We start from the raw sequence: 15,070 nt of genomic DNA on the forward strand, positions 1-15,070 counted from the left end.
GTTTATTTAAAGCGCGAAGCCTGAATGCCTTCCAGCCAGCTTCCCGTACGCTGGACTAACTCGTCAGACCAGGTAGGCTCGACACGCCAAGCGTTTTCGGCATCAGGCTGCGCAGGCATGGCAAGTTGGCTTTCATCCAGCTTCTCCAGTCCGCGCGTAAAATCCGCAAGAGCTCCGGAAGCGAGCAGCAGCAGTGTAACCGATGCGGCTATCGTATATTGCACGACTGGCCTCTGCATGAGAGTGGGTCGCCGTTCCATACTTCTTCGCCTTGGCTCGACCGGCTTCATGGCGGCAGACTTCGGCATTGGAACCGGCACTTTAACTTGCCGTTCGGAGGATCCCGCCAACCGTGCGATCACTTTCTCCTCCATTGCCAACAGATCCGGCATCGGCTGCATCTCGCTGCCTGGTCCTCCCGCATCCGCCCCGTCACCCAACATGCTCATAAATAATGCCAGACAACGGTCGCATACCAGCAGCTCGTCATCTACGCGCGCACGTTCCGCTTCTCCGAGTGTCCCTCTCGCGTAACCTCTCATGACTTCGGTCGATATATGTCGCATTTCGTTCTCTGTCATTCGAAATCCTCCTTCCGCCAGTGTCGCCTCATCCAGCTTCTCGCCCGGTAAAGCCGGGACTCCACGCTCTTGCGTTCCAGACCTGTCTCGGCTGCGATTTGCTCATAGCTTTTCTCTTCCATGTAGAAGGCTTCGACCACCTCGCGATAATGCTCCGGCATGCCGCCGACCCGCTCATGCAAGGCTCTGCTCCACTCCTGCTTCATGGCTACATCCTCGGCAGCGGGGGAGGGCGTCGCATCCAGCATGCCGATCGCAGTCACCGACGTTGCCCGTTGCAGCGCTTCCTCGCCGGCTCCCGACAGCTGCTCCGGCCTTCTGGCCTTGCTTCGTTTGTAATCGATAGCTCGATTGACCGCGATGCGGGTGATCCAGCTCTTTAATCCGTCCATACGGTAATTCGGGAGGGAACGGTAGATCTGGATAAGCACTTCCTGCGTTACGTCTTCCGCATCATGCGGCGACTGCAACACGGCGTGAACGGTGTGATAGATATAAGTTCCGTAAGCCTGCACGAACGGTCGATAATGCTCGGGCCCGCCGTCCCGCACAGCCTTGATCCACGCTTCGTCGTGAATGTCGCTCTCCTCCCTTCCCGCTTATATAGACGTCAGCCACTGCAGGAAACCCTGCGCTTCTCCAAAAAAAATTATAATTTGTTTCAATGTTAACTTTAGTGACTCAAAGCTCATGGATCATATTTAATCTTGCATCTACTAGCAAATTGATTCACCTATGAATCGAAACGAATTTAAAAGCATGAATAAGATATTTTATCATGTATGCGTTTTATTAGCCCACTTTTATATTTGTCATATTATCTAACATAAATTACGATTTTACCGAGGATTCCTTATACTCATCACTTAAAAGGAGAGATAACATGACACAAACTGTCGGAAAAATGATTGGCAAAAAGGTATTGATCTCTATTCTAGCATTTGCGCTCGTCGCAGGTGCAATCGGTACATTAACCTGGAGAAATCTGGTCAATGCTGCCGAGCCTATCCCACTTCCGACTTTCGACATCCCGGCGTTATCCGAAGCGCATCAAACTTCTCCTCTCCCCAACGTCATCGTGGTAGCTACTGGCGGCACGCTTGCCGGCGCAGCCCGCAACGGCGACAAAACGAGCTTCCAAAGTTATTCGGCCGGCACTTATACAATGGAAAAGCTGCTCGGCGATTTGCCTTTGCATAAGACAGCAGACGTATCCTCTTACCAATTCGGAAATAAAGGCTCCGGCGGCTATACGATTCAAGAGCTGTATGATCTGTCGCTTGCCGTGGATGCCGCTCTCGAACTATACGATGGGGCGGTCGTAACAACAGGCACGGACACGATGGAGGAGATCGCCTACTTCCTCGATCTGACCGTACGCAGCGAGAAGCCGGTCGTCGTCACTGGCGCCATGAGACCATGGGACGTTATCGGAACGGACGGTCCCGCCAACCTGTATCAAGCCATCAAAGTCGCGGGCAGCGGCAAAACAAAATGGTTCGGTACCGTCGTTATGCTAAACGACGTCATCCACGCGGCTCGCGAAGTGACGAAGTCGAATTCGCACCGCATGGACACGTTCGAGACGCCAATGTTCGGCGCGATCGGTTACGTAGACGACCCTGCGGTTCGTATCTACCGCGCACCGGCAAGAGCGCTCAAAGCAGGCACGCCGGAATGGGCCTCGCCGTTCGATCTGAAAACGATCGAGAAGACCAGCCTGCCGATCGTCGAAATCGCTTATAACTATCAAGAAGCAGGCGGCGGCGCGATTCGCGGCTTCGTCGAAGACGGCGCGAAAGGCATCGTAACGGCCGGAACGGGCGCTGGCGGCATTTCTTCCAAGATGAGCGCGGCCCGCACGGCAGCTATCCGGGATCATGGCGTCATGTTCGTAACAACGACAAGAACGGGCTCAGGCACGATGTACGGCGGCAGCGGCAATACGATCGCCGGCGATAACCTGAACGCCCAACATGCGCGCATGCTGCTTCTGCTCTCGCTCGCGTTTTCCAGTGACGCGAACACAATCCGCGGCTGGTTCTCCACCTTCGGAACGCAAGACGTGGAAATTTCCGTCGATGAGAACACCGCTTTGACGGCGAGTGTCGATGAGCCCGAAGCAACGGAGCCCGTTGTCACCGAGCCGGTCGCAACAGAACCTGCTCTTGAGCCTACTCCCGCAACTACGCCGGAGGTAACGGAGGCGCCTGCGGCTACGGAAGAAACTGAAGCCCCGGCCGCTCCTGAAGCGCCAGAACTCGTAACGACACCATAAAAAGGGGGAGGTAAGCCGTCATGACCATATTCGAAACCAACAAGACGCTAAGGAAGCTGCTTGCTCCGCTGCTGGTCGCCGCGCTCCTCGCCGCGCTGCTGGCCTCAAGTCCAGGCCCGGCACGCGCAGCGGACGCGGCGCCTCCCTCATTGCCCACTTTCAACATACCGGCCCTATCGCAGGCGCATATCGATTCGCCTCTGCCTAATGTTATCGTGGTCGCAACGGGAGGCACGCTTGCAGGCAAAGCCTCGAACAGCACAAGCTTCCAGAGCTATGCGGCCGGTACTTATACGATGGAGAAGCTGCTCGGCGATCTGCCCGTGCACAAGACCGCCGACGTATCCTCGTACCAATTCGGCAACAAAGGCTCCAGCGGCTACACGATGCAAGATCTGTACGACCTCTCTCTCGCGGTCGACGCGGCGCTGGAGATTTACGACAGCGCGGTCGTCACGACGGGAACGGATACAATGGAAGAGATCGCCTACTTCCTCGATCTGACCGTGCGCAGTCCGAAGCCGGTCGTCGTCACCGGGGCGATGCGCCCTTGGGATGTAATCGGCACAGACGGCCCTGCCAACCTGTATCAAGCCATCAAGGTGGCGGGCAGCAAAAAGACCCAATGGTTCGGCACTGTCGTTATGCTCAACGACGTGATCCATACGGCACGCGAAGTGACAAAGTCCAACTCGCACCGCATGGACACATTCGAAACGCCGATGTTCGGCGCGATCGGCTATGTCGATGATCCCGCCGTACGCATCTATCGCCTTACCGCTCGCGCAATGAAGGCCGGACAGTCGGATTGGGCCACTCCGTTCGATTTGCGCACCATAGCAAAGACGGCGCTCCCTGTCGTGGAGATCGTCTATAACTACCAGGAAGCCGGCGGCGGCGCGATCCGGGCGCTGGTACAGGACGGCGCGAAGGGAATCGTTACGGCCGGCACCGGCGCAGGAGGCATCTCCAGCAAAATGAGCGCGGCCCGCAGCGCAGCCATCCAGGATCACGGCGTCGTATTCGCTTCTACAACGCGAACGGGCTCCGGCTCTACTTCCGGCAGCAGCAACGGCATTGTCGCAGCCGACAACCTGAATCCTCAGCACGCGCGCATCATGTTGATGCTGTCGCTCGCGTTCTCCAGCGATTTCAGCACGATCAAAAATTGGTTCGAGACGGTAGGAACGCAGGACATTACATCCGCTTTGGAGCAAGCGCCGATATGGGCAGACGGCAGCGCGCTGACTCTGGAGAGCAGATCCACAACGGACATCGCCTTTGCTTGGCCTCCAGCATTGGACGATGAGAGCATTAACGGCTATTCGGTATACGTCACAGGCAAAGATGTACCGATCGCACGCCTCTCTGCGACAACCAAATCCTACTCTGCGAGCGGCTTGTTGCCGGGAACCTCCTATTCCTACACGGTCAAAGCCATTGATAACAGCGGTCTCGAGAGCGCGCCTTTGACAGGCTCATTCTTTACGGATTCGCTGCCGGCGCCTGGCGGAGGAGGCGGCGGCACGACAACGCCGATTAGCAAGACGGAAGGCATTATCCAACCGGCTAACGGAGGCTCCCTGTCTCTCGGGCAACAGATAACGCTGAACGTCCCGAAAGGCGCGACCGAAGGCGAAACGAAGATGTCCATCGAGAAGCTGCTGAACTCTGCGGTACCGGGCAGCCCGCCGGGAGACCTGGCAACGTCGGTCTACGAGCTGTTAAAGGACCGTACCGGCAACTTCCTTGTACCCGTCACATTAACCTTTAAGTTCGACCCTTCTCTCGTGGAGGAAGGACAAAAAGCCTCCATCTTCTACTTCGACGAAGAGCTGAAGCAATGGGTTGAGATCGGAGGCACCGTCGAAGGAGACACCATCACGGCTCAAACCGATCACTTTACCAAATTCGCGGTATTCGTCGTAGATAACGAGATGGCGCAGGAACCGGAAATTTCCTTCACGGACATCGTCGGCCACTGGTCGGAAGAAGCGATTAAGGAAGCGGCAGCCGCCGGCATCGTGCAGGGTTACGACGACGGCACGTTCAAGCCGGAGAAAACAGTCACCCGCGCAGAATTCGCCGTCATGCTGATGAACGCCTTGCAAGCGGAAGAGAGCGGAGCGCCGCTCGCCTTCACGGACAATGCCGCGATCGGCTCATGGGCTCGGACAGCTATCGCCCAAGCGCTGCAACGCGGCATTGTCGGAGGATATCCGGACGGCAGCTTCAGGCCTGGCGCCACGATTAATCGGGCCGAGATGGCCTCCATGATCGCCAAAGCGATTTCGCTTCCGACAAGCGGAACCGCGGCAACGAGCTTTGCGGATAACCCAGCGATCCCTTCGTGGGCGCTTGGAGCCGTCAAGTCCGCGGCTGACGAAGGCATTCTGCGTGGCCGCTCGGGCAACCGTTTCGTCCCGCAAGGGACGGCGACCAGAGCCGAAGCCGTCACCGCCATTCTAAATATGCTGAAGTCAGACAAGTAGCAATACGCACAAAACAAGCTGTCCCGGCCATCTTTATGGCCGGGACAGCTTGTTTAATTATGATTGGAATTCGATGCGGCAACACGGCATGACCGACGGTTCCCGCAAGCTTTGCTTGCTCGTCAAGCAGTACCCGCCCGTCAAGCCGGAGGCCGTTCCCCGGAGAGACTTCGACCGAAGTCATCTCTTTGCCGGTCATACCCTCTTATTGAAGCTTCTCCTTCAGTTCCTCCGGCGAGCGATCCCACCACTCCGCGTTATGCTCGACAAGAAGCTTGCGCAGCGCCGCCTTTTCGTTTTCTCCGAGATTCTCCAGCATGTAGCGGCGCTTGATCGCATAATCCAGACGATTGACATGATCGGCAAGAATCTTCCAGCCCCGCCTCGCTTCCGTATCGACCAGCATCTCGCAAGAAGTAACGCCCGCGTAATAGGAACCCTCTTCGTTACGATCGACTGCGACCCACACGATCCAGCACGGACGACCGTTCGGCGTATCCTCCTTGTTCGGGGTGAACTTGATGCCTCGTTCCACCTTGCTCTTTGCATGCATAATGCCAACGTCGATATAGGCGACGCCATCGTCGATCATCACGCACGCCACATCGCTAAGGTCGATTGACCCCGCGCCGAAGCCTTTATGTTTTTTGTTGCTCACCACGTTGAGCGACAAGGATTTCTTTTCTTTCGCCGCCGGCTGCTCCGGCGTATTCCCTTGCTCCGTCACGCTTATCCCACCTTCCCGTTCAAGAGGTTGTTAACCTTCAAGACAATAATTCCATTTTAGCTAATAATCTTGGAATTGCAAACATATACATGCCTTAGATGCTTGTCAACGGGAGGGAAACGTTCAATGACTCCACGCAATGTCAAACGGTTAATATTCGGTTTGCTCGCGGCCTTATTGCTCGTCATATCCGTGCAATTCGGCTTCGGGAACGCTTGGCAATCGCAGTATACATTCGCTTTCGCCCCTGCCGCCGGCGCCTCCAAGGCCGCTCCGCCTGCCGCAAATTCGGCCAAGCCGCAAGTTGTCCAGCAGCCGGACAATAACCTGCCCGCAAAGCCGGAAAGTCTGAGCAAACGGGTCGTCGAATACCATATCAACGTCTCCTTGCGCGAGGATGGTCAGCATCTGGACGGCGTGCAGGACGTGACTTGGACGAACCCTGGGCACAAGGCCGTATCGGAGCTTTATTTCCACCTGTATCCTAATGCCTTCCAATCCCCCAAGACCACCTTCATGACGGAATCCGGCGGCAAGCTGCGGCAGGACAAGGCAACGCTGAACAGCCGCAGCTACATTGAGCTGCTCACGCTCGAGACGCTGGAGGGCGAAAGCCTTCTTCCCAGACTGCAATACATGCAGCCCGACGACGGCAACGTTAACGACTATACGCTCGTTCGCCTCAAGCTGCCGGAACCGGTCGCCCCGGGCAAGTCGGTGACGCTTAAGATGAGCTACGAGGTCAAGCTTCCAGAGGTGTTCGCGCGAATGGGCTACTCCGGAGATTTCGTCATGGCCGGACAATGGTTTCCCAAGCTCGCCGTGTACGAAACCGTCGGCATGCGCGGTCGGACGAGCGAAGGCTGGAATGTCCACCAGTATCATGGCAACTCGGAATTTTACAGCGACTTCGGCATATACAGCGTGCGGATTACCGTTCCGGAAACCCATATCGTTGCCGCCACAGGCTTCCAGACCAAGCCGGTCGTGACGAAGGACGGAAAGAAGATCTTCCAGTTCTATGCGGAAGACGTGCACGACTTTGCATGGTCGGCTTCGCCCGACTTCGTCTACGAGGAGACCGTCCATTCAGACAAAGGCATTCCCGGCGTACGGATCAAGCTGTATCTCGACCCGCTGCATGCCGAGCTCAAGGAGCGTTACTTCCACGCCGCCAAGTCGGCTCTGTCGAACTATGCCCGCTGGTACGGCTCCTACCCGTACAACACCCTCTCCATCGTTGTTCCGCCTGCCGGCGCGAACGGCGCGGGGGGCATGGAGTATCCAACGCTGATCACGGCCTTCGGAGCCATGAATGCGAACCCGGGCTACGATCTGGAGCGGACGGTCGTACATGAGATCGGCCATCAATATTGGTACGGCATGGTCGCTTCCAATGAATTCGAAGAAGCCTGGCTGGACGAAGGTTTCACCTCCTACGCCGAAGATAAAGTGATGGAAGCCACGTACGGCATAACGCCAAATCTTCGTTTGGAAGCCAGCTATATGACGGATCCCGCTCCGCTCAAGCAGCCGTCGTGGGCCTACGACGACTCCGGCCAATACGCGGAGAATGTCTATATGCGGGCCAAGCTTGTGCTCGTGGATATCGAGAACAAGGTCGGCGAGAAGCTGATGGAGCGGATTATGCGAACTTACTTCCAGAAGTATAAATTCAAACATCCGACCACCGGCGACTTCCAGCGGGTAGTGGAACAAGTCACGAAGGCAAAATGGACGGACTACTTCAACCAATACGTCTACAACAGCGGAATGGCCGACGTTTCCGTCGAAGCCATCCAGGTTCAGCCCTTTCAGCAGGACGGCGGAACGATGTACGAATCCACGGTGCTCATCCAGCGCAACGGCGGATTGACCGGTCCCGTGCCGATCGTCTTCCATTTTACCGATGGCTCGTCGATCACCAGAGAATGGTCGAATTCCGAGACGCATATTCAGTACACCGAGGTTTCGGAATTCCCGCTCCATTCCGTCACCGTCGATCCCGATCAGAGCAACGTGCTGGATAACAAGCTCATCAACAACTTCATGATGGCAGAGCTGCCGAGCAAGTCGCGTACACGCTGGAGCCTGGCAGCCATTAAGCTGGTGGAGGGCCTGCTCGGCGCGATTGGCTGGTAGCCGCCCCCCGGAGCAACAAACCTATCCTTCGCACGCAAGGAGCGATTAACGATGAAGACTCATATTACGCAGGGCTGGAAGCTGGCGCTGAGACACTTCCACCTGGTGCTGCTTTTGTTCCTTTATCAATTCGCGTGGGGCTTCTTCTTATACCGCGCGATCGACGGCACCATTGCGCCTATCCTGCGGCGGTTGCCCCATTCCGGTTCATCCGAAGCGGTCATGCGGCATTTCATAACCGAAGCGCAGATCCAGCTGTTCAAAACAGATCTCGTAGTGCCCTACCTCTGGATCCTCGGAGGACTGTTCCTTGCGCGCATGCTGCTGACGCCGCTGTTCAATGCCGGGATCCTCTACTCGCTTAGCGAGCAGTCCCGATCAGCCGGGGGCAAGACACGCTTTCTCGAAGGCGTGCGCCGGACATGGCGGCCGATCGCGCTTCTCTACCTGGTGCAGTCTGTACTCACCCTACTGCCTAGCGTATGGTTCGTGCCGCGCGGGTTGGAGGCGCTCATCCGCAGCGCTTCCTACGAGGAGCTGGCGCTCACGCTGCTGCCCGGCATCTTGGCCTGGGCCGCTTGGGGCGCGCTGCTGCACCTGTTGTTCCTCGCGATGCAGTTCGGCGCCGTCTCCGGAGAGAACATTTTCGCCGCTTTATGGCGTTCGGTTCGGTTATTCCTGCCCTTCGCCGGTCTTTCCCTGCTCATGTGGGGCATTGCGGGCATGCTTGGTCTCGTCGTAAGCAGCATGTCGCTTCTCTGGGCCGGTCTCATCGCGATCATCGTCCACCAGTGTTATTACCTCGTACGAACTTTGCTAAAGGTATGGACGATCGCGGCGCAATTCGAATGTCTGCAGACGAAGTGAGGAATACGGTTGGTTGGGTAGGGTTGGTTGAGGTTGGTTGAGGTTGGTTGAGGTTGGTTGAGGTTGGTTGAGGTTGGTTGAGGTTGGTTAAGGTTGGTTGAGGTTGGTTGGTTGAGGTTGGTTGGTTGAGGTTGGTTGGTTGAGTTCGGTCGCTTGTCTAGTTTGACAGCCTCAATGTGTTTTTCTTGTCTAGATCACCGGTAGCCGCAATCCCGGAGTTGGCGTGATGCCAGCTCCGGGATTCTACATGCGACGTGGCCCCAGATCAGGGATTCTGCATACGACGTGGTGCCAGATCCGAGACTCTGTATGCGACGTAGTGTCAAATCCGGGACTATGCATGCAACGTGGAGCCGAATCTGAGACTCTGTATGCGACGTGGCGACAAATCCGTGACTCTGCATGCGTTGTCTCGCTTGCATACTGCTCCCACCACCCCCTTGCCAGCTTGTCAACGATTTCGTGGACGAGTTACCTACCTGACAAGTCGATTAGAAGGATTTCCTCCCTCTATTTCGGCCATTTAAACTCTTTTATCCAACTTTAGGGGAAAACCTCCCTCTATTCCTTTGGTTCTTACGACTATGCCGGAAATCCAGCAAAATTACAGGGAGGTTTTCCTCTTATACACCCCATTCTGCCGTTATTAGAGTCTTTAGTGGGAGGTTTTCCCTTTATTTGTGCTCAGCCCCCTTTTTTCTTCCAAAAAAATGCGCATGCTCTCACCGAACTCTCACATTTAACATTTTCACTTTGACCGACTCCATTGTTCGCATTCCCTGCATCACCATTGAGTATCGAGTAACCCTCTCCACTAACCTTCGGCCAACCTCTACCTACCATCCGACCATTAATCTACTGGAACTGACCCGCTCCCCTCATTATTCGCACCTTCCGCTTAAACAAGTCCCACCACTACCGCACGCCAAAAACCCGCCTTCATCAATAGCAATCGGGCGGGATTCTGTCGTCTTTTAGCAACGAGTCAAGGCCGGTTTTTTACAAAGATTCGATCGACGGCACCATGACCGGGCTCGTCCTGTCAAACATGATGCCCCTCTAACTTTTTAAGGCGCAGGAAGTCGCCCAACATCGCGAATCGCCATGGCAGAATCATGCCAAACGCCAGCAAGTAAAAGAGCGCTCCCGTCTGCGGGATCGACATATACCGCTCGACGATGCCATGCAACAGCAGGCGGATGAGAAAGAGCGTAATCATAATCGCGATGAACGCCTTGGACCGCCGCACGAAAATATGCTCCTCTACCCGTTCCATCTGCGTCGTAACGATAAGAGGGAACGCAAAGATGAGCAGACCTGTTCCGAACGCGGATACTCCCCACAGCCAAGGGATGTGCGTCACGGGGAACGCGAACATCGCGAGCCCCGTTGCCATGCCGAGCGGCGGAATAACAATTTTCTTAAGCGTCGCCGGCTTTTTTCCCGCCCTCATGCGCAGCACGATCAAGGTGATGCCCGCAAGCGCGGAGAACGCTATCGATAAGATTTGTACGATTGGATTCGACCACACGAGCAAGAGCCTCCCTTAGTACGAGCCTCGGATATGAGCATGCACATGATCCTTGTAGAATGCGCGAACCCGGTCCATCTCATCATCAGAGAACGGCTGAACATGGAGCGCGGAGAGATTGTCTTGCACTTGCCGGACATTTTTGAAGCCAGGGATGACGCAGGTGATCGCCTCGTGGTCGAGCAGCCAGCGCAGTGACGCTCGCGCCATATTGTCGCGGCCTACCTCGATCCAGCGCAGCTGCTCCGCAAGCTCGACGCCCTTGGCGAAACCCAGTCCCGCGAACGTCTCGCCCACGTTAAACGACTCGCCATTCTCATTGAAGCGGCGATGATCGTTCTCTTCGAACGCCGCCGCGGATTCCGCGGCGAACTTGCCCGTCAGGAGACCGCTTGCCAGCGGGAGCCGGACCAGAATGCCGACGCCTTTTTCTTGCGCTTCGCCCAGAAGGCGCTCTGCAGGTTTTTGACGAAACAGGTTGAAAATGACTTGAAGCGCTCGGACGCCCGGCTGTTCCAGACAGAACAAACCTTCCTCCACAGACTCGACGCTAACGCCGTATTCCCGGATCTTGCCCTCTTCCTTGAGCTTGTCCAAAACACCGAAGACGCTGCCTTCCTTCAAGATTGACAGGGGCGGACAATGAATCTGATACAGATCGATTCGCTCGCGTCCCAGTCTTGACAGGCTGTCTTCCAGGTAAGCGCGTACGGATTCCTCCGAATATGTGGCCGGATCGTGGATGTCCCCCGCTCTGCAAAACTTGGTCGCTATGTAGATTTGATCTTCCTTGCCCTTGGTCGCTTGTGACAGCAACCGCTCGCTGTGACCGTCTCCGTACACATCTGCCGTATCGAAGAAGTTGACGCCGGCATCCATTGCCGCCTCCAGCGCGCGCAGAGAATCCGCGTCGTCCTTGCTGCCCCAGGAGCCGCCGATCGCCCAGGTGCCGAAGCTGATCTCGCTAACTTGCATATCGGATGAGCCTAATGCCCGGTAATTCATCGCAATGTACCCCCTACAGGAGATGATGTGACACTCCATTTAGTTTACTCTTGCGGTGGCTTGCAAGCAAATCCCCGAATCCGCTTTCACTGCGACTCCCCGCATCAGACAGAAGATTGACCGGTTGTCCGTCAATCTTCCCGACACATATTCGCCTTGCGCCAAGAGCCGCTGGCCGTTAAGCGGTCCAGCGGCCCAAGGTCGCAGTCATCGCAACACGACTCTTCTTATTGCAAAGGATCGTCCGCAAGCCGATAACCCGCCCCGCGGACCGTAACGATATATCGGGGCGAAACCGCGCTGTCCTTAAGCTTCTTGCGCAGACTCTTGATATGAACGTCTACCACATTGCTGCCGCCGTAAAATTGCATTCCCCATACGGTATCGAGCAGATTCTCGCGAGTCAGTACGGACCCATCCGACGATACAAAATGCAGCAGCAAATCGTATTCGGTCTTCGTCAGCTCGATCCGCTGTCCCCCGCGCGTTACTCTCATCCGTCGCTGATCGATCTGGATATCCTTGAACGTTCGGAGATCCTCGTCGTTCCTGAGTACGTCGGCAGGGTTCCCGGCTTCCATGCCTGCGACAGCGGATCCTGCCGCGACCAACGCGCTTGCCGGCCGTTCCTCCAGCATCCGGTTAATGCGGGACAACGCCGCCTCCGGATCGGAAGGCCAAACGAGAAGCTCCGCGCCCGACAGCTCCGCGTTCCCTCGTGCCTCGTAGGCTTCGCCGTTCAGCAGCACCAGCACGGGCACTCCGTGGGCCCGCGCCGCCTGCAGAAGCTCGGCCCCTCCTTGCAGCGTATGCGAGGAAGCAGCAGAGGCCGACTTGTCGACAGGCAACGCGTCATAGACGAGCAACTCTGGCTGCAGCGCAGGCAGTAGAGCTGCCGTAAACTCGTGAAGCGAGAAGACGTCGAAGCAGTCGCCCGACAGCTTTACAAGCAGACTGCGAACGCGATCCGGCAGCGGGCTGATCAGCATAACCCGCTTCGTAAGGGAACACAATACGCCTTCCGTGAAATCCGTTATGGCTAGCTCTTCGCGCATGTCTCGCACACTCCTTCCAGCACGACGTGCGCGTGCTCAATCACGAATTTCGTTTCGTCCGCCACAGTCGAGACCCAGCTCGCAGGCAGCTCCGTCAGCACCTCGCCGACACGCCCGCATTTCGTGCAGACGATATGCTGGTGATCTTCGGTTCGGGCATCATATCGGCTGACCGCTTCACCTAGCTTCAGCTCTCTGATCAGACCCACATCGGCCAGATAGCGCAGAGAGTTATAGACGGTGCCATAAGCGAAGTTAAAGCCTTTGCTCCGCAGTCTCTCGATTACGTCCGCCGCAGTAGGATGATCATGCGATCCTTGAACGACCTCGTAGATCGCTTTCCGTTGTATCGTCAAGTTTATTTTCGCCATAGTCGGTTTATACCGCCTTTTATGATTTTAGACTAAGTATAAATATAAATCAGTGAATTAGCAATGGTTTGCCACCTTAAATGGTTTTTCTGCTAGATTCGGCACAATAGTAAGCATAGGGTAGGTTTCATCGCCAATAGAAATGATCTTTTTAAACCTTATCGCCTTAAACAGCATAAACTTTTTACATAATTAAATAATCTGAATATTTACAAAATTAAAATAATGGGTTATACTAAAGCCATCCTACACGAGAGGGGATAGTCCATTGAAGCACGTTAGCGAAGCATGCCTTACGAAGTGAGGTATCGAAGATCGATGCCGGGGCATGTGGGCGGAAGAGCGATTGACGAGAACGGGACGTCAGCCTTTAAGAGTTGTTGGATACGAAATACTTACCGAAAGGATGGCGTTCAAGAGAAATTGAGGAAGCCATGGATTGGAGCGTTAGAATAAATTGAATAGTTGTCACATCAGAAAGTGAAGGGATTCCGGTTGCCACAGGACAAGCGGAATCCCTTTCATTTTGCCTAAATACGCGCTTACAGGATGGGGCTGAGCAGGCGCGATACCGATTCCTTGAATCGGTTGAACAGCGGTCTGCGGTTATAACGCTCCATCGTCAGCTCGAAAGAATTCTCCGAATCCTCCAAGAAGATGTCGGCAAGCTCGGCTGCCGTGTCTTCGTCATAAATAAAGGCATTGATCTCGAAGTTCAGCTTGAAGCTGCGAATATCCAGATTGGCCGTCCCTACGGATGCGACCATGCGATCGACGACGAGCGTCTTCGCATGCAGGAAACCCTCCTTGTACAGGTACACTCTAACTCCGCTCTCCAGCAAATCCCCCAGAAACGATTGCGTCGCCCAATACACGAAGAAGTGATCGGGCTTGCTCGGCAGCATGATGTTCACTCTGACGCCGGATAAAGCTGCGATGCGCAGCGCGGTCATGAGACTTTCATCCGGCACAAAATATGGCGTCTGCAGGCAGATGGTATGTTTTGCGGAGTAGATCATTTTGATATAGGCGTTCTTGATTTCCTGATACTCGGTATCCGGTCCGCTTGCCACAAGCTGCATGCCGATTATGCCGTTGACGTTGTCCGGGTAAGGGAAGTATGCCGGTCCCAGAGGCATCTTGGTCGCGACCGCCAGATTCCAATCCATCAGGAACTGGGCCTGCATCTGCAGCACCGCCCCGCCTTGCACCTTAAGATGCGTATCCCGCCATGCGCCGAAATGTTTATTCAGCCCCAAATACTCGTTCCCAATATTAAAGCCGCCGATATAACCAATCCTGCCGTCGATGATCGCCAGCTTGCGATGATTGCGGTAGTTGATCTTTAAATTAAGGAAGGGAATCCGCGATGGGAAAAAAGCTGCCTCTTTGCCCCCTACTGCCCGAAGCTCCCGAAAATATTTTCTCGGCAATGCCAGACTGCCGATCTGGTCGTACAGAAACCGAATCTCAACGCCTTGCGAAGCCTTCCGCACAAGCGCGTCCATCAGCCTGCGGCCAAGCTCGTCATCCCTTACGATGTAATAGACGAGATGGATATGATGTTCGGCATTCTCGATATCGGCCAGCAGCTCATCGAATTTCCGCTTGCCGTCCGTAAAGATCTCGATCTCGTTGTTGTTCGTGTACAGTGCATAGCTCGTCGTCAAATTCATGTACATCATATCCTGAAACTTGGCCATCTCGCTGCCCTCGGGAAACATCTCTCTGCGCTCCAGCATGATGCTCTGCTTCTCCAGCGCCTCCTCGATAATGCGACGGTTCTCTCCGAGCAATTTGTTTAACTGCCGTTTGCGCACCTTCTGCCCCAGAATCAAATACATCACGAAACCCAGCACGGGAATAAAGAACAGAACCATAAGCCATGCCCAAGTCGAGCTGGCATTGCGCCGTTCCAGAAAAATGACCGTGATCGCGAGGAAAATATTTAATAGAATGATGACGAATGAAAAGTTTTGCAGCAAATTCATGGGGACATCCACGCCTTTCGCATCGCTGTC

12 protein-coding genes are annotated in these 15,070 nt (G+C 55.3%); 4 read left to right on the plus strand and 8 right to left on the minus strand.

Features of this window, described 5'->3' with window-relative positions:
- Positions 1-2 precede the first annotated feature (2 nt).
- Both KJW29_RS25075 and KJW29_RS25080 read right to left on the minus strand, forming a co-directional pair.
- Complete coding sequence (locus tag KJW29_RS25075; protein WP_214626681.1) at positions 3-581, minus strand: hypothetical protein; 579 nt, start codon at positions 579-581, stop codon at positions 3-5.
- On the minus strand, positions 578-1,132 hold the full coding sequence (locus KJW29_RS25080; protein WP_246608368.1) for a sigma-70 family RNA polymerase sigma factor: 555 nt from the start codon (positions 1,130-1,132) through the stop codon (positions 578-580). Before KJW29_RS25080 ends, KJW29_RS25075 begins: the two co-directional genes overlap by 4 nt.
- 332 nt (positions 1,133-1,464) lie before the next feature.
- Between KJW29_RS25080 and KJW29_RS25085 the strand changes: the two genes are divergently transcribed.
- Positions 1,465-2,859, plus strand: a complete 1,395-nt coding sequence (locus tag KJW29_RS25085) for an asparaginase (RefSeq protein WP_214626682.1) — start codon at positions 1,465-1,467, stop codon at positions 2,857-2,859.
- A 20-nt stretch (positions 2,860-2,879) separates the two neighbouring features.
- Positions 2,880-5,351, plus strand: coding sequence for an asparaginase domain-containing protein (locus tag KJW29_RS25090; RefSeq protein ID WP_214626683.1), 2,472 nt, complete (start codon positions 2,880-2,882; stop codon positions 5,349-5,351).
- Between the two features lie 205 nt (positions 5,352-5,556).
- Here KJW29_RS25090 and KJW29_RS25095 read toward each other — a convergent pair whose 3' ends face one another.
- Complete coding sequence (locus KJW29_RS25095; protein WP_108995670.1) at positions 5,557-6,078, minus strand: YwhD family protein; 522 nt, start codon at positions 6,076-6,078, stop codon at positions 5,557-5,559.
- Between the two features lie 126 nt (positions 6,079-6,204).
- Between KJW29_RS25095 and KJW29_RS25100 the strand changes: the two genes are divergently transcribed.
- Complete coding sequence (locus KJW29_RS25100; protein ID WP_214626684.1) at positions 6,205-8,220, plus strand: M1 family metallopeptidase; 2,016 nt, start codon at positions 6,205-6,207, stop codon at positions 8,218-8,220.
- A gap of 51 nt (positions 8,221-8,271) precedes the next feature.
- Entirely contained in the window at positions 8,272-9,087 is an 816-nt protein-coding gene (locus KJW29_RS25105) for a hypothetical protein (protein WP_214626685.1), read from the plus strand.
- A gap of 1,042 nt (positions 9,088-10,129) precedes the next feature.
- Here the strand turns inward: KJW29_RS25105 and KJW29_RS25110 are convergent.
- The 5 genes from KJW29_RS25110 to cls all read right to left on the minus strand — a co-directional run bounded on the left by KJW29_RS25110 (position 10,130) and on the right by cls (position 15,040).
- Positions 10,130-10,618, minus strand: a complete 489-nt coding sequence (locus KJW29_RS25110; RefSeq protein WP_214626686.1) for a CcdC family protein — start codon at positions 10,616-10,618, stop codon at positions 10,130-10,132.
- A 15-nt stretch (positions 10,619-10,633) separates the two neighbouring features.
- Positions 10,634-11,623, minus strand: coding sequence for an aldo/keto reductase (locus KJW29_RS25115; protein ID WP_214626687.1), 990 nt, complete (start codon positions 11,621-11,623; stop codon positions 10,634-10,636).
- 227 nt (positions 11,624-11,850) lie between these two features.
- Positions 11,851-12,678 carry a winged helix-turn-helix transcriptional regulator gene (locus KJW29_RS25120; RefSeq protein ID WP_214626688.1) on the minus strand — a complete coding sequence of 276 codons (828 nt, stop codon included), beginning with the start codon at positions 12,676-12,678 and terminating at the stop codon, positions 11,851-11,853.
- A complete protein-coding gene (locus KJW29_RS25125) occupies positions 12,663-13,049 on the minus strand; it encodes a Fur family transcriptional regulator (protein ID WP_187102613.1) in 387 nt (128 codons plus the stop codon). The genes KJW29_RS25120 and KJW29_RS25125 overlap by 16 nt, the downstream gene beginning before the upstream one ends.
- 542 nt (positions 13,050-13,591) lie before the next feature.
- Entirely contained in the window at positions 13,592-15,040 is a 1,449-nt protein-coding gene (gene cls, locus KJW29_RS25130) for a cardiolipin synthase (RefSeq protein ID WP_214626689.1), read from the minus strand.
- Between the last annotated feature and the right edge of the window lie 30 nt (positions 15,041-15,070).

Source organism: Paenibacillus agaridevorans (genome assembly GCF_018604145.1).
Lineage (GTDB): Bacteria > Bacillota > Bacilli > Paenibacillales > Paenibacillaceae > Pristimantibacillus > Pristimantibacillus agaridevorans.

Bases quoted from the DNA above. Each gene is read 5' to 3' on its own strand.
- KJW29_RS25075 (WP_214626681.1), bottom strand. From the start codon at position 581: ATGACAGAGAACGAAATGCGACATATATCGACCGAAGTCATGAGAGGT.
- KJW29_RS25085 (WP_214626682.1), top strand. From the start codon at position 1,465: ATGACACAAACTGTCGGAAAAATGATTGGCAAAAAGGTATTGATCTCT.
- KJW29_RS25090 (WP_214626683.1), top strand. From the start codon at position 2,880: ATGACCATATTCGAAACCAACAAGACGCTAAGGAAGCTGCTTGCTCCG.
- KJW29_RS25100 (WP_214626684.1), top strand. From the start codon at position 6,205: ATGACTCCACGCAATGTCAAACGGTTAATATTCGGTTTGCTCGCGGCC.
- KJW29_RS25105 (WP_214626685.1), top strand. From the start codon at position 8,272: ATGAAGACTCATATTACGCAGGGCTGGAAGCTGGCGCTGAGACACTTC.
- KJW29_RS25115 (WP_214626687.1), bottom strand. From the start codon at position 11,623: ATGAATTACCGGGCATTAGGCTCATCCGATATGCAAGTTAGCGAGATC.
- KJW29_RS25120 (WP_214626688.1), bottom strand. From the start codon at position 12,678: ATGCGCGAAGAGCTAGCCATAACGGATTTCACGGAAGGCGTATTGTGT.
- KJW29_RS25125 (WP_187102613.1), bottom strand. From the start codon at position 13,049: ATGGCGAAAATAAACTTGACGATACAACGGAAAGCGATCTACGAGGTC.
- cls (WP_214626689.1), bottom strand. From the start codon at position 15,040: ATGAATTTGCTGCAAAACTTTTCATTCGTCATCATTCTATTAAATATT.